A 23,610-nucleotide genomic window follows, 5' to 3' on the forward strand; every position below is an offset into this window, starting at 1 on the left:
CAATCTATTTATAATTGCAAACATTATAATTGTATGGTATAATGAACACCGTCGGATAATAACACACGGGTTTAGATTCAATTAATTAAACTCTAAACTCTAAACACTAAACTCTAAAAAAAAGAATGGCGATTTACAAGATAGCGGAAATTAACATTTTAATAAATCCGATTTACGGCTACACCAAAAAGCAGATGGAGCCGTTTATTTGCGGCGAAACGGACTACGAATTCGACGCTTCCGCAACAAGGGAAGAAATCGAGCGCTCGGTGTCGAGGGATGAAACCCCCGTACCGCCTGCCCTGCACGAAGGGCCGATTATCCTTACCAAAATTTGCAGGCGTATGCTCGAGGACTACGACGGATTTTTCTTCCACTCGTCATCGCTCTGCCTCAACGGCGAGGGGTATCTGTTCACCGCGCTGAGCGGAACGGGAAAATCCACCCACACCTCGTACTGGCGCGAGCTGTTCGGCGGCAAGGTCACAATGATTAACGACGACAAGCCGATTATCCGCAAAATCGACGGCAAATTTTACGTCTGCTCCACTCCGTGGATGGGCAAGTCGAACATCGGAACAAACCTGAACGCGCCGGTAAAAGCGGTCTATGTGCTGAAGCGCGGAGACGAAAACCGCGCTGAGCAGGTCAGTCCTGCAAAGGTGTTCAGAGAATTGCTCGAGGCTACGCTTCTGCCCGACAAGCGCGAGAACACCGCAAAGCTTTTGGAGCTGTACGACGGACTGTTCAGCCAGGCGAAGTTAGTTGAGCTTTACTGCAAGCCCGAAATCGAAGCGGCAAAGACCGCTTACAACGCGGTAAATGAGGAGAAAATATGAGTTACTTACCACCGGTCTTATCCGTTGAAAATATGCGGAAAAGCGACCAGAGAACAATAGAAAACAGCGTGGCGTCCGCTACGCTTATGCACCGCGCCGCAAAGGGAATTTTCGACGCCGTTGGATTTGTCGGCAGGGTTGCGATAGTCTGCGGCTCGGGCAACAACGGCGGCGACGGCTACGCGCTTGCGTGCATTTTGTGCGAGCACGGAATTACCCCGACGATTTTCAGGGTGAGCGAAAAATTCTCGAAGGACGGTCTGTATTTTTATCAGACGGCTAAGAGCATGGGCTGCGAGGAAGGCAATCTCAACGTGCCCTCTCCCCTGCTCGGCTACGATATTGTGGTCGACTGCATTTTGGGCACAGGCTTTTCGGGAGAGCTCAGAGGCGAGGTGCGCAGAGCGGTTGAGGAAATCAACTCATCGTCCGCGTTCATCATCAGCGCCGACATCAACAGCGGACTGAACGGCGACACCGGCGTTGCGGAGCTTGCCGTAAAATCCGACCTCACGGTGTCAATCGGCTCGTACAAAACCGGAATGTTCATCAACGACGCGCCTGAGTACATCGACCAACTGACAAACGCCGACATCGGCATTGAGATTATCGAGGAGCAGTACCACCTGATGGACTACGAACACCTGCATATGTTTGAGGGCTACAACTCCGAGGTTATGAGCTTCAAGGAGTTCTACGAAAAAACCGGCTACGCCCCGGGCGAGTGCAACATCGCTGACGTTATCGCAGAGCTGAGCGAAAACGAACACAAAACAATCGTCGTTAAGGGCGAACGCTCCGCGGTTATCAGCGACATCAAATACACCTACTTCTGCGCGGAATATGTAAAATAAGGACTGATTATATGTTTAATCTATTTCAAAAGTTTCAAAGGTTTATGCAGGGCAGATACTTTATGGACACGCTCAACAAATTTTTGCTTGTTACGGTTCTGGTGCTCTCGCTAATTTCGGTATTCATCTTCTACCTTCCCGTAAAGCTGATTTTTGTAGCGGTTGAGCTTGCCTTGCTCGGCTGGTTCATTTTCAGGTGTCTGTCGCGCAACATTCCCGGCAGAATGAGGGAGAACAGAATATTCGAAAAGGCGTTCAACCCTGTCAAAAGCTTCTTTGTTCTGAGCTTTAAGAAAATCCGCGACAGAAAGGACTACCGCTACATCAAGTGTCCTGCCTGCAAGGCTCAGCTCAGGGTTAAGAACAAAAAGGGCAGACACACCGTCCGCTGTCCGAAATGCTCAAACGAATTCAAAAAGACCATACGATAATAATTGTCAATTATTTTTTCTTGACTTTTCAACCTTTTATGCTATACTTTAAGTGACAAATTACTATCATATTTGTCGCACTTAGAAGGCTACGCCTTCGGAAAGGAGCTAATACTTATGGCCAACGAAGAAATCAAAGAAGAAATGGAAACCGAGGGCACGCTTATTACGCTTGAGGACGAGGAAGGCAACGAGGTTGAATTTGAGTTCCTGGACATTGTTGAGCACGAGGGTGAGGAGTACATCGTTCTTATCGAGAACGACGAGGACGCCGACGAGGTTGTTATCCTCAAAATCAACCCCATCGACGAAGAAACCGAGGAGTATGTGAGCATTGACGACGACGCGCTGCTCGATACTGTCTTTGAGAAGTTCAAGAAAAAGTACGAGGGCGACATTAACTTTGCGTAATCAGCAGCACGGCTTATGCCGTGCTTTTTGTTTTATACAGACAAAGCGCCAAAAAGCCACACCTCGCCTTTATCGACGGAAAATTGACAAATAACGGCAATTTTTACAAATATACGGCGTTTTAGTGCGATAAAATGTAAACACTTGGCTTTAATCAAATCTTGAAAACAGGCTTAAAATATGTTATAATGGCATTTGATAGTATAATCAAAAGCAAGGTTGTACTATAGATTAATGAGATTGGGGATTGGCATATGGAGAAAAAGACTGTTGACTTAACCCTGCTCGACGGCGTTCTTAACGAATACGCCGACGTCAAGGGAAGTCTGATTACCATTTTGCAAAACACACAGGATATCTACGGCTATCTTCCCAAAGAGGCTATTGAGCTTATTTCCGAGAGAACCGGAATTGCTACCTCGGAGATTATGGGCGTGGGTACCTTTTACACACAGTTCAGGTTTGAACCGGTCGGCAAGTACCTGATTATGCTTTGTCAGGGTACAGCCTGCCACGTTAACTCCTCAGAGCTGATTTTACAGACTATCAAGGATGAGCTTGGTATTGACGACGGACAGACAACCGAGGACGGCTTGTTCTCGCTAAAATGCGTTGCCTGTCTCGGCTGCTGCTCACTCTCCCCCGTTATGATGATTAACGAGGACACCTACGGCAGCTTAACGCCCGACAAAACCAAGAAAATTCTTAAGGAATTAAGGGAGGCGGCACTGTGAGAATAGTTATCGGACAAGGCTCGTGCGGTATCGCCGCCGGAGCCGAGAAGGTTAGAAAGGCTCTTCTTAATACAAGCATCAACGCCGAGAGCATCTCAATCACAGGATGTATCGGTATGTGCTACCTTGAGCCTATCGTCGATATTTACGACGACGACAACAAGCTGACAAGGCTTGTAAAGGTCAGCGAGAACGACGCTGAAAGCATCGCGAAGTTTATCGAGAGCGGCGACAAGTCTGCTGTTGAAAAGCTCATCGTAAGCGATGAGGACAGCGAGTTTTTATCAAAGCAGACAAGAATTGCGCTGCGCAACTGCGGTATCATCAACCCCGACGAGATTGAGGCTTACATAAACGCAGGCGGCTACACAGCGCTTAAAAAGGCAATTTGCGAGCTTACGCCCGAGGGTGTAATCGACATCATCAAGACCTCAGGCCTTGCAGGACGCGGCGGCGCAGGCTTCCCGACATGGTTCAAGTGGAACGCGGCTCGTCAGAGCGAGGGCGAGGAAAAGTACCTCATCTGTAACGCCGACGAGGGCGACCCCGGCGCGTTTATGGACAGAGCGGTAATCGAGTCCGATCCGCACAACCTGATTGAAGGTATGCTCATCGGCGCGTACGCAATCGGCGCAAAGCATGCTGTTGTATATGTCCGCGCAGAGTATCCCCTTGCGATCAAGCGCCTTAAAAACGCTATCGCCCAGGCAAAGGATAAGGGCATTATCGGTGAGAACATCTTCGGCTCAGATTTCTCCTGCGACTTCACAATCAAGGCAGGCGCAGGCGCGTTTGTATGCGGTGAAGAAACCGCGCTTATCGAGTCGCTCGAGGGTCACAGAGGTATGCCCAGGCTTAAGCCTCCGTTCCCGGCGCAGTCGGGCTTCTGGAGAAAGCCTTCAAATATCAACAACGTTGAGACCTTCGCAAACGTCGGCTGGATTATCAACAACGGCGGCGAGGCGTTCGCGGCTATGGGTACAGAGAACTCAAAGGGTACCAAGGTATTCGCCGTTACAGGTAAGGTTAAGCGCTCGGGACTTGTTGAAATCCCGATGGGTAAAACCCTGCGCGACGTTATCTTTGACATCGGCGGCGGTATGAAAACCGACAAGGAGTTCAAGGCTGTACAGATGGGCGGTCCGTCAGGCGGATGTATTCCTGCCGACCTTATCGACACCGTTATCGACTACAAGGCTCTCGGCGCTACCGGCGCTATCATGGGCTCGGGCGGTATGGTTGTTATGGACGAGAGCACCTGTATGGTAGGTATGGCTAAGTTCTTCCTCGACTTCACCGCCAAGGAGAGCTGCGGAAAGTGTATCCACTGCCGTATCGGTACAAAGAGAATGTTAGAAATGCTCGAGCGTATCACCAAGGGCGAGGGCAAGGAAGGCGATATCGAGCTGCTCGAGGAGCTGTGCTACTCAATCAAGGACGGCGCGCTCTGCGGTCTCGGTCAGACTGCTCCCAACCCCGTGCTCACCACAATCAAGTACTTCCGCGACGAGTACGAGGCTCATATAAATGACAAGAAGTGTCCTGCAGGCGAATGCAGCGACCTCATCGAATACAGGATTATCGCCGACAAGTGTAAGGGCTGTACGCTCTGCGCGAGAAACTGCCCGGTTAACGCTATTTCCGGCACTGTTAAAAAACCACACGTTATCAACACCGACAAGTGCATTAAGTGCGGCAAGTGCTACACTTCATGTAAGTTCGGCGCTATTGTTAAGGAATAAGGAGGGCTGAAAATGATTAATCTTACAATTAACGGAAAGCAAATTACAGCCCCCGAAGGCTCTACAATTTTAGAGGCGGCACGCCTTAATGACATCTACATCCCCACACTTTGCTACGACAAGGCTGTTGAGGTTTACGGCGCATGTGGACTTTGCGTTGTAGAGGCTGAGGGTATTCCCAAGCTTCTCCGCTCATGCTCGGCAAAGGCAAGCGAGGGTATGGTTATCAATACCGAGAGCGACAGAGTTGTTCAGTCGAGAAAAATCGCAATGGAGCTTTTGATGTCCGCCCACGACGGCGACTGCGTTGCTCCCTGCCAGCTCAACTGCCCGGCTCATACCGACTGCCAGGGCTATGTGGGACTTATCGCGAACGGCGAGTACGAGTCCGCGCTTAAGCTCATCAAAAACAAAATTCCGCTTCCGGCTTCAATCGGACGTGTTTGCCCCCACCCCTGTGAGAAGGCTTGCCGCAGAAAGAACGTTGAGGAGCCTATCAACATCGCTCAGCTCAAGGCTTTTGCGGCTGATATGGATCTTAAAGCAGACAGCTACACTCCCGACGTTGCGGCTTCAACCGGCAAAAAGGTAGCAATCATCGGCGGCGGCCCTGCCGGCCTTACAGCCGCTTACTACCTCGCAATTATGGGACACAGTGTAACTGTTTACGATATGATGGGAAAAATGGGCGGTATGCTGCGCTACGGTATTCCCCAGTACAGACTTCCCAAGGATGTGCTCGACCGGGAAATCGCCATCATCGAAAAGACAGGCGTTAAGCTTGTCAACAATGTAAAGCTCGGCAAGGACTTTACAATCAAATCTCTTAAGGCTGAAAACGACGCGGTTATCGTTGCGGTAGGCGCTTGGAAATCAAGCTCAATGCGCACTCCCGGCGAGGATCTCGAGGGTGTTTACGGCGGTATCGACTTCCTTCGCGGCGTAATCAAGGGCAACGCTCCCGAAATCGGTGAGAAGGTTGTAATCTGCGGCGGCGGTAACACCGCTATGGACGCCTGCAGAACCGCGGTAAGGCTCGGCGCTAAGGAAGTTTATGTAGTTTACAGACGTACGCGTAACGAAATGCCTGCCGACAAGCTCGAAATCGACGAGGCTGAGGAAGAGGGCGTAATCTACAAGTTCCTCACAAATCCGCTTTCGTTCAACGGCGAGAACGGCAAGGTTAAGTCGATTACCCTCCAGATTATGGAGCTCGGTGAGCCCGACGCTTCCGGCAGACGCAGACCTGTTCCCGTTGAGGGCAAGACCGAGGAAATCGAGGTTGACAGCGTAATCCTCGCTATCGGTCAGAAGCTCGTTCAGGGCGACGTTGCAGAGCTTAAGCTCAACGACAGAGGAAACATTGAAGCCGATCCCGACTTCTTCACAACCGACCTCGAGGGCGTATTCGCAATCGGTGACGCCACAAACAGAGGCGCTTCAATCGCGATTGAGGCAATCGGCGAGGCTGACCGCTGCGCAAAGGCTGTTGACGCTTATCTTAACGGTATGCCGCTCGACACCAGAGTGCCCTACATCAGCAAGCGCGACGAGAGCACAATCGACTACTCCGACAGACAGAAGGAGAGCAGAATTACTCCCAAGGTTCTGCCTGCGGACGTTAGAAATAAAAACTTTGACGAGGTATCGCTCGGCTTTACCGAGGAAGAGGCTCAGGCTGAGGCTCAGAGATGTCTTGAGTGCGGCTGCCGCGAGTATTACAAGTGTAAGCTCCTGTCCGTCGCTCAGCTCTACGACATCAACCCAGAGCGCTTCAAGGGCGAAATGCCCCAGAAATACAACCGCGACGCCAACGCGTTTATCGAGAGAAACAACGCCAAGTGTATTCTCTGCGGTCTGTGCGTAAGATCCTGCCGCGAGGTTATGGACCTGCACTCAATCGGACTGCTCGGCAGAGGCTTTAAGACCGACGTTTCTCCGGCGTTCGCGCTTCCGCTCGATCAGACAAACTGCACCAACTGTGGACTTTGCGTTGAGCTCTGCCCCACCGGCGCGCTCACCGAGAGATCAACTCTCAAAAAGCAGGTTCCGCTCAACGAGGACTACACCGAGGAAACCGTTGAAATCGACGGCAAGCCGGCAAGCGTGCTTGTATCGCGCTACGACGGCAAGGTTCTCAGGGTAATCCCCAACGACGAGCTGTCGAGAAGTATGAAGCTTTCACGCGACGAGCTCATTAAGCTGGTTGAGAATAAATAAAAATATAAAGCATAATTGTAGGGGCGTGCATTGCACGCCCGCGGACAACATCAAACGTTGTGTAAATCCTGCGGGCGGTCAATGACCGCCCCTACATTTTTTAATTTTCAACTAAATAAATCTCTTTACTTCTCCGCGTGAATTTGTTACAATAAAAGCGGAACAATAATACAGAAAGAGGGTATTTTTATGGCTAACAACAACAGAAAGGTTGTGCTTATCGGAACAGGTATGGTAGGTATGAGCTTTGCCTATGCCGCGCTTAACCAGAGCGTTTGCGACGAGCTTGTGCTGATTGACCTTAACGATGTAAGGGCGAAGGGTGAGGCGATGGACCTCAACCACGGTCTTGCGTTCTCAAATTCAAGTATGAAGATTTACTTTGGAGACTACAGCGACTGCTCAAATGCGAACATCGCCGTTATCTGCGCAGGCGTTGCGCAAAAGCCGGGCGAGAACCGTCTGGAGCTTTTACAGCGCAATACCAAGGTATTCAGCTCAATCGTTCCGCGCGTGGTATCGAGCGGCTTTGACGGAATTTTCCTCGTAGCCACCAACCCCGTTGACATAATGACAAGAGTAACCTACGAGCTTTCGGGCTTTAACGCCGCCAAGGTTATCGGTACGGGCACAACGCTCGACACCGCAAGACTGCGTTACCTGCTCGGACAGTATTTCGAGATTGATCCGCGCCATATGCACGCCTATGTTATCGGTGAGCACGGCGACAGCGAGTTCGTGCCGTGGAGCCAGGCGATGATGGCGGTTAATCCGGTGCTCGATATGCTCGAAAAATATCCCGACAGATACAAGATGGACGACCTCGACCGCATCAGCAACGACGTCCGCACCGCGGCTTATGAGATTATCAAGGCGAAGGGCTCGACCTACTACGGCATCGGTATGGCGGTTTGTAGAATTGTCCGCGCGATTTTCAACAACGAAAATTCGGTATTCACCGCGTCCGTAAGGCTCCGCGGAGAGTATGGTCTGCGCAACGAGGTATTTATCGGCAACCCGTGCATTATCAACAGCGGTGGAGCTAACAGAATTCTTGAGCTGTCGCTGACCGACGAGGAGCTCGAAAAATTCAAGAACTCCTACACAATCCTCAATGAAAGCTTCCATTCGATTCAAATTTAATTGCATTTGCGACATAAAAAAGCGTGCGCACTGCGTGCGCTTTTTTAGCCATCGCTCGTGCGCACGCAGTGCGCAACTGAGCGGGCAATACATATTTTTATTTGATAAAGTTTTATTTATATTACTACTTGTAGAAATAAGTTACTTTTATATTTATATTATACAATTTGTTGTGATTTCCTATCAAATAAATAAGCCTGTCCAAAACGGACAGGCTTAGATTATATCTTATGTCTTAGCTGCTTTTATTGCTTTTCTTGTACTTGTAGTCCTTATCGGGGAAGATCGCGTTGAGCACGATACCTGCGATAGAAGCAACTGCGAGCGGTGAAAGCGTGATGTTCGCGCTGCCGATGTTGAAGCTAACGGTGTCAGCCTGCAGACCGAGCGCGCAAACAAGGATAACCGCCGCCACGATGAGGTTGCGGCTCTTTATAAAGTCAACGTGGTTTTCAACGAGATTGCGCACGCCGATAGCGGAAATCATACCGTAGAGCACGAGCGAGATACCGCCGATAATGCAGCTCGGGATTGTGCCGATACACGCTGCGACAATCGGGAAGAACGAAATACCAACCGCAAAGTAAGCCGCGATACGGATAACCTTGGGATCGTAAACCTTTGTAAGCGCGAGCACGCCGGTGTTCTCGCCGTATGTAGTGTTTGCAGGGCCGCCGAACAGCGAAGCGAGGGTTGTAGCCAAGCCGTCGCCAAGGAGCGTTCTGTGCAGGCCGGGATCGGCAATGTAGTTCCTGCCGACGGTTGAACCGATCGCGCTGATGTCACCGATGTGCTCCATCATTGTTGCGAGCGAAATCGGAACGATAGCGATAATCGCGGAAAGAATTGTTGTGCCGTTCGACCAGTCAATTCCGCCGAACACGGTGTTTTTCCAGTTAACCGGGAAGTCGATAAGCGCGCCGTCGCCAAAGATTTTGCCTGAGCCGATGTTATCGAGAACTTGGTTAAGTCCGCTGAAGTCGAAAATCGGGAGATACTTAACTACCTCGCCTGCCTCGTTAAGCTCAGCGCCGCCTGAGAACATCCACGGAACGTTCTGAATGAGGTCGGGATTTGCCTGACCGATGTAGTGAAGTCCGAGCGCGACGGCGTAGGAGATTATAAGTCCGAGGATAATCGGAATAATCTTTGCCATACCCTTGCCCCAGATGTTGAAGATGATGATTACAGCAAGGGCGACAATTGCCAAAAACCAGTTGGTCTGGCAGTTGTTAACCGCCGAGGGAGCGAGTCCGAGACCGATTGCGATGATAATCGGGCCTGTAACAACAGGCGGGAAGAAACGCATTACCCTCTCAACGCCGATAGCCTTGATGATACCTGCCAAAAGAAGGTAAACAAGACCTGCGGCGGCTACGCCCAAGCAGGCGTAGGGCAGCATTGTGTTCGGATCAGCGCCTTCGGGAGCCATTGACTTGACCGCGGCATAACCGCCGAGGAACGCGAATGATGAACCCAAAAACGCAGGAACTTTAAACTTTGTGAGAATGTGGAACAGAATTGTTCCCAGGCCTGCCATGAGCAGGGTTACCGAAACGTCAAGTCCGGTGATAATCGGCACGAGGATTGTTGCTCCAAACATTGCGAACATATGCTGAATTCCGAGCACAATCATTCTGAATTTGCCGAGCGAACGGGCGTCGTAAATGCCCTCGTTTTTCTTACTCAATTTGCCCTTCTCCTTTTTATAAATTTTCCTCATTGTTCTACACTTGTAGGGTACGGTCTTGACCATACCCTACAATATTTAATCCCAAAAATAAGGCTGTCTGCTTTCGCGAGACAGCCTTGAATTTTTGAATAATTAAAATTACTCGTTGATAGCGATAACTGCGCCTGAACCTACAGTTCTGCCGCCCTCACGGATAGCAAAACGGAGACCAACCTCGATAGCGATAGGAGTGATAAGCTCAACATCCATCTCTACGTTATCGCCGGGCATGCACATCTCTACACCGTCGGGAAGAGAGATTGTGCCTGTAACGTCAGTTGTTCTGAAATAGAACTGGGGACGATAGTTGTTAAAGAAAGGTGTATGACGGCCACCCTCGTCCTTAGTCAGTACGTAAACCTGACCACGGAACTTTGTGTGGGGGTGAATTGTGCCGGGCTTTGCAAGAACCTGACCTCTCTGGATCTCAGTTCTCTGAACACCACGGAGAAGAACACCTACGTTGTCGCCTGCCTCAGCATAGTCAAGAGTCTTTCTGAACATCTCAAGACCTGTAACAACAACTTTTCTCTTCTCGTCTGTAAGACCAACGATTTCAACTTCCTCAGAAGTCTTAATCTGGCCTCTCTCTACTCTACCTGTAGCAACTGTACCACGGCCTGTGATTGTGAATACGTCCTCAACAGGCATAAGGAAGGGAAGGTCAGCCTTACGGTCAGGTGTGGGGATAAACTCGTCAACAGCAGCCATGAGCTCGTGGATGCAAGCGTACTCGGGAGCATTGGGATCCTTAGAGTCGCTCATAAGAGCTACATAAGCTGAACCCTTGATGATGGGTGTGTCGTCGCCGGGGAACTCATACTCGTTGAGGAGGTCACGGATCTCCATCTCTACGAGCTCGAGGAGCTCTTCGTCGTCAACCTGGTCAGTCTTGTTCATAAATACAACAATGTAGGGAACGCCAACCTGACGTGAGAGAAGGATGTGCTCTCTTGTCTGGGGCATAGGACCGTCAGCAGCTGATACTACGAGGATAGCGCCGTCCATCTGAGCAGCACCGGTGATCATGTTCTTAACGTAGTCGGCGTGGCCGGGGCAGTCAACGTGAGCATAGTGACGCTTCTCAGTCTCATACTCTACGTGAGCTGTGTTGATTGTGATACCACGCTCTCTCTCCTCGGGAGCCTTATCGATGTTAGCGTAATCAACGAAATCGGCGTCACCCTCGAGGTTAAGAACCTTTGTGATAGCAGCTGTGAGTGTTGTCTTACCGTGGTCAACGTGGCCGATAGTACCAATGTTAACGTGCGGCTTATTTCTTTCAAACTTTTCTCTTGCCATTGGAAATTTCCTCCTTAGTTTTGTAAATATAATATTTACAATAGATTTAATGTTATTGTATCAATTTTTTTCGAAAAAATCAATAGTTTTTTTAATATTGGCTGTACGGATTGATCAGTCCTTCTTAGCCTTGTCGCTCATAATTTTCTCAGCGATATTCTTGGGAACCTCGGCGTAGGTGTCGGGCTCCATTACGTACTGACCGCGGCCCTGTGTCTTGGAACGCATATCGGTAGCGTAACCGAACATCTCTGAAAGCGGAACGTGAGCGATAACGCGCTGAACGCCGTTGTCGGCCTCCATGCTCTGAATCATACCGCGGCGAGAGTTGAGGTCGCCGATAACGTCGCCGAGGTACTCCTCGGGAGTGATTACGGAAACCTTCATAATCGGCTCGAGCAGAACGGGATCTGCCTTCTTCATAGCGCTCTTGAACGCCATTGAACCGGCAATCTTAAACGCCATTTCTGATGAGTCGACCTCGTGGTATGAACCATCGTAAAGCTCAACCTTTACGTCTACTACGTTGTAGCCTGCAACAACACCGCTGAGCATTGCGCCCTGAATACCCTGGTCAACCGCCGGGATATACTCCTTCGGAATTGCACCGCCGACAATGTTGTTAACAAACTCGTAGCCGTGATCCTTGTTGGGGAACACGTTAATCTTAACGTGACCGTACTGGCCCTTACCGCCTGACTGACGGGCGTACTTCTCGTCAACGGAAGCTTCCTTGCGGATAGTCTCCTTGTAAGCAACCTGGGGAGCACCGATGTTAGCCTCTACCTTGAACTCACGGAGGAGACGGTCAACGATGATCTCGAGGTGAAGCTCACCCATACCTGCGATAATAGTCTGTCCGGTTTCTTCGTCTGTATAAGCCTTGAAGGTAGGATCTTCTTCGGCAAGCTTTGCCAAAGCGATACCCATCTTCTCCTGACCTGCCTTGGTCTTGGGCTCGATAGCAACGCGGATAACAGGCTCGGGGAACTCCATGGACTCAAGAATTACAGGGTGTTTCTCGTCGCAGAGGGTATCGCCTGTAGTTGTGTTCTTGAGACCTACGGCAGCAGCGATATCGCCTGCGTAGCAGCACTCGATATCCTTTCTGTCGTTTGCGTGCATCTGCAGAATTCTGCCCATACGCTCTCTGTTGCCCTTAACCGAGTTAAATACTGTCGATCCGGCATTTACAACGCCCGAATATACGCGGAAGAAGCAGAGCTTGCCGACAAACGGGTCGGTAGCAATCTTAAACGCGAGAGCCGAGAAGGGCTCTGTGTCGGACGCAGGTCTTTCTGTCTCCTCGCCTGTGTCGGGGTTTGTACCCTTAATAGCGGGGATATCTGTAGGAGCAGGCATATAATCGATAACGGCGTCGAGCATCATCTGAACGCCCTTGTTGCGGTAAGAAGAACCGCAGGTTACGGGAACCATTGTGTTTTCGATTGTAGCCTTTCTGATAACCTTTTTGATTTCGGGAATCGAAATCTCCTCGCCGCCGAAGTACTTTTCCATAAGCTCCTCGTCGAGCTCCGCAACGGATTCGATGAGCTTTTCGTGGTACTCCTCGGCAATATCCTTCATATTCTCGGGGATTTCCTCCTCCGAGTAATCTGTGCCGTCCTCGTTGTGATAAATCTCGGCCTTCATTGTAACAAGGTCAATGATACCGGTAAAATCACTCTCAGCGCCGATAGGCAGCTGAATGGGCACAGCGTTACACTTGAGCCTGTCCTTCATCATCTGAACAACGTGGAAGAAATCCGCTCCCATGATGTCCATTTTGTTAACGTAAACCATTCTGGGTACGCCGTAGTTGTCAGCCTGACGCCATACGGTCTCTGACTGGGGCTCAACGCCGCCCTTAGCGCACAATACGGTAACAGAACCGTCCAGTACACGCAGCGAACGCTCAACCTCAACGGTGAAGTCAACGTGTCCGGGGGTGTCGATGATGTTGATTCTGTGCTTGTCATACTGGTGCTTGCTGCCCTGCCAGAAGGCTGTTGTAGCGGCAGAGGTGATGGTGATACCACGCTCTTTTTCCTGAGCCATCCAGTCCATTGTGGAAGCACCGTCATGTGTTTCGCCGATTTTATGGTTTACGCCGGTATAATACAGGATTCGCTCTGTGGTTGTAGTCTTACCGGCGTCGATGTGAGCCATGATGCCGATATTTCTGGTCTGTTCAAGTGATACCTGTCTTGGCATAAGATCCTCCTAATAAAATTACGTCGGTAATAAAAATTACCATCTGTAGTGAGCGAAAGCCTTGTTGGCCTCAGCCATCTTGTGAGTATCCTCACGCTTCTTAAACGCGCCGCCGGCACCGTTTACAGCGTCAAGAATTTCTCCTGCAAGTCTTTCCTTCATGGTTCTCTCACTGCGGGCTCTTGAGTAGGTTGAGATCCAACGCAGACCGAGTGTCTGACGTCTTGCGGGTCTAACCTCCATAGGAACCTGGTAAGTTGCACCGCCCACACGGCGGGCCTTAACCTCGAGAACAGGCATTACGTTTTCCATAGCCTGCTCAAAAACCTCGAGGGGGTTGTTGCCTGTCTTATCAGCGATAATGTCGAACGCGCCGTAAACAATCTTCTGAGCTACGCCCTTCTTACCGTCATACATAATGTTGTTGATAAGACGTGTTACAAGTTTAGAATTATAAAGCGGATCGGGTAATACGTCACGCTTCGCAATAGAACCTCTTCTTGGCACTTTGCTTCCCTCCTTCACAATAATTGAGATATCATAGGTACTCGAAAGCGACAAACTCCCGTATGCCAACAAGAACTTCTACCGTATATATAGTAAAGTTCCTGCCGCATAGCAGAACTAATTATCATTAGTCAAGAGAGCTTTGTCAATTCCTTATTTTTTCTTGGGACGCTTTGCGCCGTACTTAGAACGGCTCTGCATACGTCCGTTTACACCCTGTGCGTCGAGTGTACCGCGTACAATGTGGTAACGAACACCGGGGAGATCCTTAACACGGCCGCCGCGGATAAGAACAACGCTGTGCTCCTGCAGGTTATGGCCGACGCCGGGGATATAGGAACTGACTTCAATACCGTTAGAAAGTCTTACTCTGGCAATCTTTCTGAGCGCCGAGTTAGGCTTTTTAGGTGTAGCGGTCTTTACGGCTGTGCAAACGCCTCTCTTCTGAGGTGAGTTCTGGTCGATAGCAACTCTCTTTTTAGAGTTCCAGCCCTTCAAAAGCGCAGGTGCCTTAGCCTTCTTTTCAGAAACCTCTCTGCCCTTACGTACCAACTGGTTAAATGTAGGCATGCTTTTCCTCCTTTCCTCAAATATAGGAATCAATAAAACTATGGTTACTCAAAAGCTGCCCCTACCTATAAAAGGGCGCACTTATAGAGTGCTCCACGATTACTCATTATAAACCAGTAAAAGCCCTTTTGTCAAGGGATTTTTAAAAGAGTTTAGAGTTTAGTGATTAGAGTTTAATTATCTCGGATATAAAAAGGCGGTTTTGTTTAAAATGGCTTATGCAAGGTTTTTTATATTGAAAGTTGAAAGTGGAAAGTTGAAAATTGTAGGGGCGCCCCTCGCGGTCGCCCGAGGTCGTTCAATATAAGTTTGCAAATTAAATCAAACCGTTAGACGAAAACAAACGTCTGCTTTAATGACAGGGGCAAGCCCTGTCACTACAATAAAACCTATAAGTTAGTCTCTGCTCATTAACCGCACGAAACGGATATGAGGTTATTTTTCAGCTTCAGCAGCATTGATATTACGTCGTACAGGAATCCCAAAAATCGGCGCAAAGAACCTCTTGCTAATTTTTCGAGGTTCAATACCAGTAGGGAAAGCGCAATGGAACAACGGGTCGTTGTATCGAGCTTCGTTCTGATGAGTCCCAAGCCGCAGCATCTCTTTGCGAGGCTGAAGCCTCGCTCGACTTCGATACGATCCGTGTTATCACTGTATGCAGTTTTGCGTTCCTCCGGCGTCGGTTCTTTTTTTGGACGCCCCAAAGCCGGACCGGATATACGGATACCCTTGCTCTTGCAGAAAGCTCTGTTGTTCCGATTGCGGTATATCTGATCGACCAGCACCCTTTCGGGATAGCGTCCGGTTCGCTTGCGGTATCTCTCTATTGCCGAGATGAGCACATCCGCTTCATTGTAAGCGTCAAAGGATAATCTCTCTAACCGTGCGAATCCGTTTTCATCAATGCTCATATCCAGCTTTGCACCGAATTCTACCGGAGCTTTTGCTTTGCCGCGCACGATGGGTCGGATATACGGCTGAGAAATACTGACGATGCGGTCTTTGACGCTGTGAACATTGTTGTCATACATGTACTTTTGCTGTTCATACAGCTCTTTGATGACCGTTAACCGCTTGGCTTGCTTTTCGGTAAGAACTACTCCGTTGGCTAATACAAACATATCGATATAGCCGAGGTCTCGACGAATATACTGAAGCTGCTGCTTGATCGCCTTGCGGATCTTTTTCTTGGTACGCTTTTTGCATTTCGCCAAATTCAGATAATCTTTTCTCGCGTTTTTGCGATACATCCTTGGCTTGTAAAAATTGTAGGTATAGCAGATATCGTCTATGATGGATTCAAGATTTTCTCTTGCCTCGTTCAGCAGATTGATGTCCTGCGGGTAAGAGATGTTCTGAGGAGCACAGGTAGCGTCAAGAATCAATGTGCCTTTGTTGTCTGCTTCGGATTTCTCATTCTCTTTGCTTTCAGCATCCTCGCCGCCATCGGAGTGACTGTTGTTATCCGAATCATCGTCTTCATTGTTTTCAGGCAGATTGAATTGGATCATCATTTCGTTGATGTCTTCAAGGATGTCATCTGTCAGACGTTTGCGAAACTCTACCAAAAGTGACGGCGCAAAAGGCGCTTCATAAGAATATCCCGGAAGTCCGATAAAGTATTGGTAGTAGGCATTCTCCTTGATTTGCTCGACAAGCTCACGGTCGGAATAATCATATTTCTTCTGGATCATCAGCGACCCGAGAGCTGTTTGTAAAGGTTTTGCCGGCATACCGGTCTCGCTCGGAAACAGCGCGGCATATTTTATCTCGATGTCGTACCACGGTATACTCGCAGCCTTCTTTACCCAGCGGTTCTCAGGATCCATCTGCATCCCTGCGGGCTGATTGAAATCTGTAAAACTCATTTGTTGATTTCTATGGAACTTATACATACTGTCCTCTAACTTAAGTGCAAGCTTTTTTATTGCTCTTGATTATTTTCTTGCACTTATTATAGCACATTTCGATGAAAAATGCACTGTTTATCGAGAATTTTACTGATTGCTTGTTTTGAAGGCAGTGACTAAGTTAGCTGTTTAAAGTCTCCACCGCTTGCGGTGGAGGCTTTAAATTTGAAAAAATACAAGGCGAACAAAACGTCCGCCTTTACATTATTTATTATCTTCTTTATTTTCTGCTTTGTTTTTTTCTTCTTCAAGCTGCTTATTCAAATTTTCCTTGCCCACGGCGAGCATAAGCTTGATACGGTTTTCCTGGTTAACCTTCGGAGCGCCGGGGTCGTAGTCGATTGTTACGATATTGGCGTTGGGCTTGACCTCTTTGATTTTGCGGATTGCACCCTTGCCGTTGATGTGGTTAGGGAGACAACCGAACGGCTGAGTGCAGACTATGTTTTCATAGCCTGTCTCGGCAAGCTCGAGCATTTCCGCTGTCAAAAGCCAGCCCTCGCCCATTTTGCTGCCGTATCCGATAACGCCCTTTACAAGCTCCTTGGTGTGGGCGTATTTATGGGGCGGAACAAAGTTGAACCGCTCCGCGCTCTCAATCATCAGAGTTTCGAGCTTGGTAACGTAATCGAGCAGCATTTTGCAGAACTCGTACTTAATCCTCTTGCCGCCGAACATTTTGTAGTCCTCGATACGGTTATCGACCTTGAACGCGGCAAAGCCCATCAGTCCGGGAACACAGACCTCGCAATCCTGCTCGGCGAGGAAGTTTTCAAGTCCGTTGTTCGCCATCTCGGAATATTTAACGTAAATCTCTCCGACAATGCCGACCTTTACCTTCGGCACGCGGTTGACGGGGATTTTCGAGAAGTCCTTTGTGAGCTTGTGCAGGTTCTCGTCAATTTCCTCGAGGGTATAGCCCTTGCCCTCAATGAGCAGGTTCGAAATCCTCTCCACCCACTCGTCAACAAGCGCCATCGTCTCGCCCTTATTGACCTCGTAGGGCTTAATCTGGTTTGAGAGCAGCATAAGCTGGTCGCCGTAAACAACGCCGCCGACAAAACGCCTGATAAGCGGAAGCGTGAGCGAAAATCCCGAGTTTTTCTCCATTCCGAATGAGAGCGATATTACCGGTACAAACTCAAAGCCGGCTTTTTTGAGCGCCTTTCTGAGCAAAAATATGTAGTTAGAGGCACGGCAGCCGCCGCCTGTCTGGGTAATCATCAGCGCGGTTTTGTGAACGTCGTACTTGCCGCTCTGCAGCGCGTGAATAAATTGGCCGATTACCAAAAGCGCGGGATAGCAGGTGTCGTTGTGGACATATTTAAGTCCGGTCTGGGCAATCTCCGGACCGGTTGTCGTGAGCACCTCGGCGTTGTAGCCGTAGTGAATAAACACATTTTTGAGCATTTTAAAATGTATCGGCGCCATATTCGGGATAAGAATTTTATATCCCTCGCGTTTCATCTGCTTGGTAAACAGCAGCCTGCCTGTTTTTTTATCATACTTTAACTGAGCCATTTTTTCACGTCGTTTCATAAGTTTGTTTAAGTCATAAGATTAGTTCTCGACTTATTGGTTTATTTCATAGTCTTAACTCCGCGTTATTTACCTCGTTTCACTTAAACAAGGCTCCACCGCTTGCAGGGGAGCTTTCATAACGGTTTACCGTTATGACTGAGGAGGCAAACGCGTGAACTCGCTCCATATTTTCCTTCATAAAAGGTGCTTACGGAAGCTCCGCCCCCTCCGTCACGGCATAAATGCCGTGCCACCTCCCCCGTAACAAGTGACGGGGGAGGCTTTAAATCGGACTTAAATTCGATTTACCGAATCTTAACTCTAAACTCTAAAATTACACGTCCTCTAACGCCGCGAGAAGGCTTCTTATTCTGATCTTCACCGCGCCGAGATTTGTGATTTCGTCTATTTTAATCTGAGTGTAAATCTTGTTTTTCGACTCGAGAATTTCCCTGACCTCGTCGGTTGTAATCGCGTCAACGCCGCAGCCGAACGACACGAGCTGTACCAGCTCCATATCGCTGCGAGTTGAAACGTACTTCGCCGCCGCATAAAGGCGCGAATGGTACGTCCACTGGTTGAGCACGTGGGTCGCGAAGCGCTGAACCTTTGACGACACAACGTCCTCGCTGATAATCGCGACATCAAAGCCGGCAATCAGCTTGTCGATGCCGTGGTTGATCTCAGGGTCGATATGGTAAGGTCTGCCTGCGAGGACAAAGATTTTCTTGCCCTGCTTTTCAGCCTCGGCAATAATCTCGTCGCCCTTTTTCTGGATTTTGTCCCTGAACAAATCCTGCTCGGCGTATGCCTTCTTGGCGGCTACCCTAACCTCGTTGAGCGTGAGGTCGGGGAAGTAGAACGAAAGCCGCTCAAACGCCTTTGTCGGGAAGTCCTTGGGACGGTGGATACCGAAATACTCCTTGATGAAGTTGACCTTTTTGATATCCTTCATATTATTCTTAATAACCTCGGGATAATACGCGACAACCGGGCAGTTATAGTGGTTATCACCGAGATTTTCGTCGAAATTGTAGGAAAGACAGGGGTAGAAGATTGTCTCCGCGCCCTCGTCAATCAAGGTCTGCACATGGCCGTGCATAAGCTTAGCCGGGAAGCAGACGGTGTCGCTGGGGATTGTCTGCTGACCGCGCTGGTAAAGCTTGCGGTTTGAGTACGGCGAATGGAAAACCTCGAACTTAAGCTCGGTGAAAAATCTGTACCAGAACGGATAAAGCTCAAACATATTAAGTCCCATCGGAATTCCGAGCTTGCCTCTGAGCCCCTCAACGGGCTGATACTCGTCGAGCAGCTTAAGCTTGTAGTCATACATATTCAAGTCGTTCGACGGAGCTTTTTTGGTGACAGGGCGTTCGCAGCGGTTGCCTGCAATGAACTTTCTGCCCTTGCCGAAAGAGTTGATTGTAAGGCGGCAGTTGTTGTTGCACAAGCCGCAGTTTGTTACCTTAATCTCGTGGACAAAGCTCTTTAATTCGTCGCTGCCGAGAATACCGCTCTTGCCCTCACTCTTTGACTTTTTCATCGAGTACAGCGCCGCGCCGTATGCTCCCATCAGTCCTGCGATATTCGGGCGGACAACCTCAACACCCATTTCAAGCTCAAACGCGCGCAGAACCGCGTCGTTCAAAAACGTTCCGCCCTGAACAACAATCCTCTTGCCGAGCTCGTCGGGGCTTGAAGCGCGGATAACCTTATAGAGCGCGTTCTTTACAACGCTCAGCGACAGTCCTGCCGAGATGTCCTCAATCGTCGCGCCGTCCTTTTGAGCCTGCTTAACGCTGGAGTTCATAAACACCGTGCAGCGAGAGCCAAGGTCAACAGGGCGCTTTGCGAACAGACCGAGCTTTGAAAATTCTTCTATATTATATCCCAACGCGTTCGCGAAGGTCTGCAAAAAGCTTCCGCAGCCCGAGGAACAAGCCTCGTTGAGGAAGATATTGTCGATTGCGCCGTTGTGGATTTTGAAGCACTTGATGTCCTGTCCGCCGATGTCGATGATAAACTCAACGTCGGGCATAAAATACTTTGCGGCGGTGAAGTGAGCGATGGTCTCAACAATGCCGTAGTCCACGTTAAAGGCGTTTTTGATGATGTCCTCGCCGTATCCGGTGACCGCGGACGAAACAACATTGATATCGGGATTTATCGCGTAGATTTCCTCGAGGAAAGCCTTGATAATCTCAACGGGATTGCCCTTTGAGGGCAGGTATTTTGAGTAGAGCAGCTCGCCGCCGTCGTTAAGAACAACGCCCTTTACGGTGGTGGAGCCTGCGTCAAGACCGATGAAAGCCTTGCCCTTGTAGCTGCTCAAATCCTTCTGCTGAACCGTCGCCTTGTCGTGACGGGCGCAGAATTCTTTATAATCCGCCTTGGTCTCGAAAAGCGGCGGATTAAACGCAAAGTTACCCGAGCCGCGGTAATCCTTGACGTCGGAGATAACCTTGTTAAAATCAATCGTTTCCTCAGCGCAGAGAGCCGCGCCGCAGGCAACGTAATAAAGCGAATTTTCGGGGCAGATGCCCTTGGTATTTAGGGTTTTATCAAAGCAGTTACGAAGCTCGCTCATAAAGGTGAGCGGTCCGCCGAGGTATACGATTTTGCCCTCAATTTCTCTGCCCTGCGCAAGTCCTGCAACCGTTTGGCTGACAACCGCGCGGAAGATACTCTCGGCAATATCGCTTTTTCTCGCGCCCTGATTGAGCAGGGGCTGAATATCGGTTTTCGCGAACACGCCGCAGCGCGAGGCGATTGTGTATGTCTTTTCATATCCCTTTGCCAGCTCGTCAAGCTCCTCGAGCGGAACGTTGAGCAGCGTTGCCATCTGGTCGATAAACGCTCCCGTACCGCCGGCGCAGGTGCCGTTCATTCTTACCTCAAGACCGTTTGTGAGGAACAAAATCTTAGCGTCCTCGCCGCCCAGCTCGATTACAACATCTGTGCCGGGAATAAAGGTATTTGCGGCAACTCTGGTGGCAAAAACCTCCTGCACAAACTGAATTCCGCAGTCGGTGGCAACGCCCATTCCGGCAGAGCCCGAAAGCGCAACAAGCGCGTTTTCGACACCGTCGATTTCTCCCCTTACGCGGTCAAGAATTTCCGCGATTTTATCGGTAATCTGAGAAAAATGTCTTTCATATGTGCTGTAAATCAGCTTGTTGTCGTCATCGAGCACAACGCACTTGATTGTGGTTGAGCCGATATCAAGTCCCAATCTCAAACTAATTCCTCCGATTAATGGCGTATTTTTCACGGCAGAAAAGCTCCGCCGAAGTTGCGCCTTTTCCCCTTGCGCAAACTACCCATTTTAACTATAATCAATTAATTATAAGTCTAAACAGTTGTTTTTTAGTTCCTTAATAGAATTATACTTATCTAATTTACTATTTTATCACCGTTTAATAAAATTTTCAATGGTTAGTTCTATTCGTTTGACTATTTTACGCTGTAATTCGGAGATAAAATATATTTTCAATCTCTCCCCTACTACTCTGTTTCAACTAAAGCTTTACAATTAATTTGTAGGGGCGGACCCAAGTGTCCGCCCGGGAAACGTGAACCGTATTAATCACACAATCCGTCATTATCGCGATAAACGGACGTTAAATTCACCACACAAAATAATCATAATAAAACAAATGTTGTGTTCCTGTCCTGCGGGCGGACACACGGGTCCGCCCCTACGGTGTTAAGGATAGGTTGGTAAAATCGGAAACGTCTGCCCCCTCCGTCATTTTGCGAGCAAAATTACTTCTCCCCCAAAGCTTTCGCATTGGGGGGAGGCTTAAAACGTCTTATTTTACTTTTACTCCGCGGATCTGATTACTACCGAGGAATGGGGCGGAAGGCTCAACTTGCCGCCGTTGAAGGTGACCTTTTCCTTTTCAACTCCGACGAGATCTGCCGCAAGCGTTGCCTTGGCAATCATATCATCGGTGATGGTGAGGGACTTGGTTTCCGTCTTGTTAAAGTTATGGATAATCATAATCTTTTTGCCGTCGTACTCGGTGTAGAACGCGCCGACGGTATCGTCGTCAAAGCTCTGAATGCCCGTAATTTGACCTCTCGCGATTTCGGGATTTTGGAGCTTAACAGTTATAATTCTTCTGTAGAAATTTAGCAGAGAGTTTTTATCCTTCTGCTGCTGAACAACGCCGCCGTACTTGGGAGCTTCAAAGGTGTCTCCGAGGTTATCGACGCTGATTTTCTGCAAATTCTCGCTGTCAAAAACCATCGGCGTGCGGAAGTTCGCGTCGCCTGTTGTGCCGGGCGAGGTCATACCGATTTCCTCGCCGTAGTAAGTGAAGGAGTTGCCCGGGAAGAGCATATAAACCGAGGCGGCGAACTTTTCAAAGTCCAGACCGTTTGGCTCAAGGGCGTTCGCGATACGGATTTGGTCGTGGTTCGAGAGGAACATCGCGTTAATCTCGTCCTTGTTCTCCTTGCGCATTTTGCTGTCGTAATTTGAAACCTTGGTGACGAGGTTGTTGCCCTTCATCGTGTTGATGCACTCGTTGATTGTGCCGGAATTTGTCGCATACTTAAACGCGAACTGGCTGTCGATACCGCTGCCGTAGAGCTCAACGATATCCGAGTCGTCCGACCAAGTCTCACCGACGATGTAAACGTCGGGATTGATGCCGCGGCAGGTCTTTACAAACCAGCCGAGGAACTCCTTGCCGTCGGTCTCCTTGTTGGTGTAGTACTTGCAGGCGTCGAGCCTGAAGCCATCAACGCCGCGGTCGAGCCAGAACTTTGCGATTTTGGTGAACTCCTCGCGGGTTTTCTGAGAATTTAAATTCCACTCGGGCATTTCGAGCGAGAAGTTAGCCTCGCAGGCGTAGTCGCCGCCGAGAGCGAGGGTTTGAACGTCGTCGCCAAAGTAGTCGTTTTTGTGGATTTCAAAATACTGCGCGTTGCCGTCGAGCTTGCCGTCGGAAACCTCAAACGCCGCCTTGGTAAAGAGCGGATTGCGCGAGGAAATGTGGTTGAGAACCAAATCCATAATAACCTTTATTCCCCTGTCGTGGCAGCCCTCGATTAGGTTGTCGAAGGTGTCGAGCGTGCCGAACGCGGGGTCAATGTCGTAGTAATTTTCTACGTCGTACTTGTGGTAGGATTTACTCGGCATTATCGGAGTGAGCCAAAGGCCGTCAATTCCCAAATCGTCGCCGGTGTTGGGGTTGCCGTCATTGAGATAATCGAGCCTGTTGATAATGCCCTGCAAATCGCCCGTTCCGTCGCCGTCGGAGTCCGAGAACGACTGAACAAAAATCTCATAAAAATTGCGGTATTTGTCTGTTGACTGCTTTGCCTCCCTGTCGGCAACAGGGTCCTTGGGCGAGCAGCCGCCGAGAACGCAGCCTGCCGCGATTAAGGCGCAGAGCAGAACTGATAAAATTCTTTTTTTCATAGTTTATTCCTTCTAAAGCGATTAAGTTTAAAGGGCGGCAGCCGAT

General features: G+C 49.4%; 17 protein-coding genes. 8 read left to right on the forward strand and 9 right to left on the reverse strand.

The window, feature by feature from the left end; all coding sequences use genetic code 11:
• Positions 1 to 125 precede the first annotated feature (125 nt).
• The 8 genes from AB1I50_RS05970 (at position 126) to AB1I50_RS06005 (ending at position 8,374) form a co-directional block, all read left to right on the forward strand.
• The gene (locus AB1I50_RS05970) at positions 126 to 839 is read left to right on the forward strand and encodes a hypothetical protein (protein WP_407725295.1); all 714 of its coding nucleotides are present in this window, start codon (positions 126 to 128) and stop codon (positions 837 to 839) included.
• On the forward strand, positions 836 to 1,693 hold the full coding sequence (locus AB1I50_RS05975; protein WP_407725296.1) for an NAD(P)H-hydrate epimerase: 858 nt from the start codon (positions 836 to 838) through the stop codon (positions 1,691 to 1,693). The genes AB1I50_RS05970 and AB1I50_RS05975 overlap by 4 nt, the downstream gene beginning before the upstream one ends.
• A gap of 11 nt (positions 1,694 to 1,704) precedes the next feature.
• Entirely contained in the window at positions 1,705 to 2,124 is a 420-nt protein-coding gene (locus AB1I50_RS05980) for an MJ0042-type zinc finger domain-containing protein (RefSeq protein ID WP_407725297.1), read from the forward strand.
• 117 nt (positions 2,125 to 2,241) lie between these two features.
• Positions 2,242 to 2,535, forward strand: a complete 294-nt coding sequence (locus AB1I50_RS05985) for a DUF1292 domain-containing protein (RefSeq protein WP_407725298.1) — start codon at positions 2,242 to 2,244, stop codon at positions 2,533 to 2,535.
• Positions 2,536 to 2,789: 254 nt separating this feature from the next.
• Positions 2,790 to 3,269 carry an NADH-quinone oxidoreductase subunit NuoE gene (gene nuoE, locus AB1I50_RS05990; RefSeq protein WP_407725299.1) on the forward strand — a complete coding sequence of 160 codons (480 nt, stop codon included), beginning with the start codon at positions 2,790 to 2,792 and terminating at the stop codon, positions 3,267 to 3,269.
• Positions 3,266 to 5,011, forward strand: coding sequence for an NADH-ubiquinone oxidoreductase-F iron-sulfur binding region domain-containing protein (locus AB1I50_RS05995; RefSeq protein WP_407725300.1), 1,746 nt, complete (start codon positions 3,266 to 3,268; stop codon positions 5,009 to 5,011). The genes nuoE and AB1I50_RS05995 overlap by 4 nt, the downstream gene beginning before the upstream one ends.
• 12 nt (positions 5,012 to 5,023) lie before the next feature.
• Positions 5,024 to 7,231 carry an FAD-dependent oxidoreductase gene (locus AB1I50_RS06000; RefSeq protein WP_407725301.1) on the forward strand — a complete coding sequence of 736 codons (2,208 nt, stop codon included), beginning with the start codon at positions 5,024 to 5,026 and terminating at the stop codon, positions 7,229 to 7,231.
• A 189-nt stretch (positions 7,232 to 7,420) separates the two neighbouring features.
• Positions 7,421 to 8,374, forward strand: coding sequence for an L-lactate dehydrogenase (locus AB1I50_RS06005; RefSeq protein ID WP_407723067.1), 954 nt, complete (start codon positions 7,421 to 7,423; stop codon positions 8,372 to 8,374).
• 235 nt (positions 8,375 to 8,609) lie between these two features.
• Here the strand turns inward: AB1I50_RS06005 and AB1I50_RS06010 are convergent, their stop codons facing one another.
• The 9 genes from AB1I50_RS06010 to AB1I50_RS06050 all read right to left on the reverse strand — a co-directional run bounded on the left by AB1I50_RS06010 (position 8,610) and on the right by AB1I50_RS06050 (position 23,564).
• Entirely contained in the window at positions 8,610 to 10,064 is a 1,455-nt protein-coding gene (locus tag AB1I50_RS06010) for a uracil-xanthine permease family protein (protein WP_407723068.1), read from the reverse strand.
• A 141-nt stretch (positions 10,065 to 10,205) separates the two neighbouring features.
• Entirely contained in the window at positions 10,206 to 11,408 is a 1,203-nt protein-coding gene (gene tuf, locus AB1I50_RS06015; protein ID WP_407723069.1) for an elongation factor Tu, read from the reverse strand.
• A 114-nt stretch (positions 11,409 to 11,522) separates the two neighbouring features.
• Entirely contained in the window at positions 11,523 to 13,622 is a 2,100-nt protein-coding gene (gene fusA / locus AB1I50_RS06020) for an elongation factor G (protein ID WP_407723070.1), read from the reverse strand.
• Between the two features lie 36 nt (positions 13,623 to 13,658).
• The gene (gene rpsG / locus AB1I50_RS06025) at positions 13,659 to 14,129 is read right to left on the reverse strand and encodes a 30S ribosomal protein S7 (RefSeq protein WP_407723072.1); all 471 of its coding nucleotides are present in this window, start codon (positions 14,127 to 14,129) and stop codon (positions 13,659 to 13,661) included.
• Positions 14,130 to 14,282: 153 nt separating this feature from the next.
• A complete protein-coding gene (rpsL, locus tag AB1I50_RS06030; RefSeq protein WP_407723073.1) occupies positions 14,283 to 14,699 on the reverse strand; it encodes a 30S ribosomal protein S12 in 417 nt (138 codons plus the stop codon).
• Between the two features lie 410 nt (positions 14,700 to 15,109).
• Positions 15,110 to 16,597: an IS5 family transposase gene (locus AB1I50_RS06035; RefSeq protein ID WP_407723075.1), complete on the reverse strand. Its 1,488-nt coding sequence runs from the start codon at positions 16,595 to 16,597 to the stop codon at positions 15,110 to 15,112.
• Positions 16,598 to 16,816: 219 nt separating this feature from the next.
• Entirely contained in the window at positions 16,817 to 18,133 is a 1,317-nt protein-coding gene (locus AB1I50_RS06040; protein WP_407723076.1) for a 2-hydroxyglutaryl-CoA dehydratase, read from the reverse strand.
• Positions 18,134 to 18,467: 334 nt separating this feature from the next.
• Positions 18,468 to 21,371 carry an acyl-CoA dehydratase activase gene (locus AB1I50_RS06045; RefSeq protein WP_407723078.1) on the reverse strand — a complete coding sequence of 968 codons (2,904 nt, stop codon included), beginning with the start codon at positions 21,369 to 21,371 and terminating at the stop codon, positions 18,468 to 18,470.
• A 585-nt stretch (positions 21,372 to 21,956) separates the two neighbouring features.
• A complete protein-coding gene (locus tag AB1I50_RS06050; protein ID WP_407723079.1) occupies positions 21,957 to 23,564 on the reverse strand; it encodes an alpha-amylase family glycosyl hydrolase in 1,608 nt (535 codons plus the stop codon).
• Positions 23,565 to 23,610: the final 46 nt, after the last annotated feature.

The sequence above is a fragment of the Ruminococcus sp. NATIVEDY161 genome, assembly GCF_045819895.1.
Lineage (GTDB): Bacteria > Bacillota > Clostridia > Oscillospirales > Acutalibacteraceae > Ruminococcoides.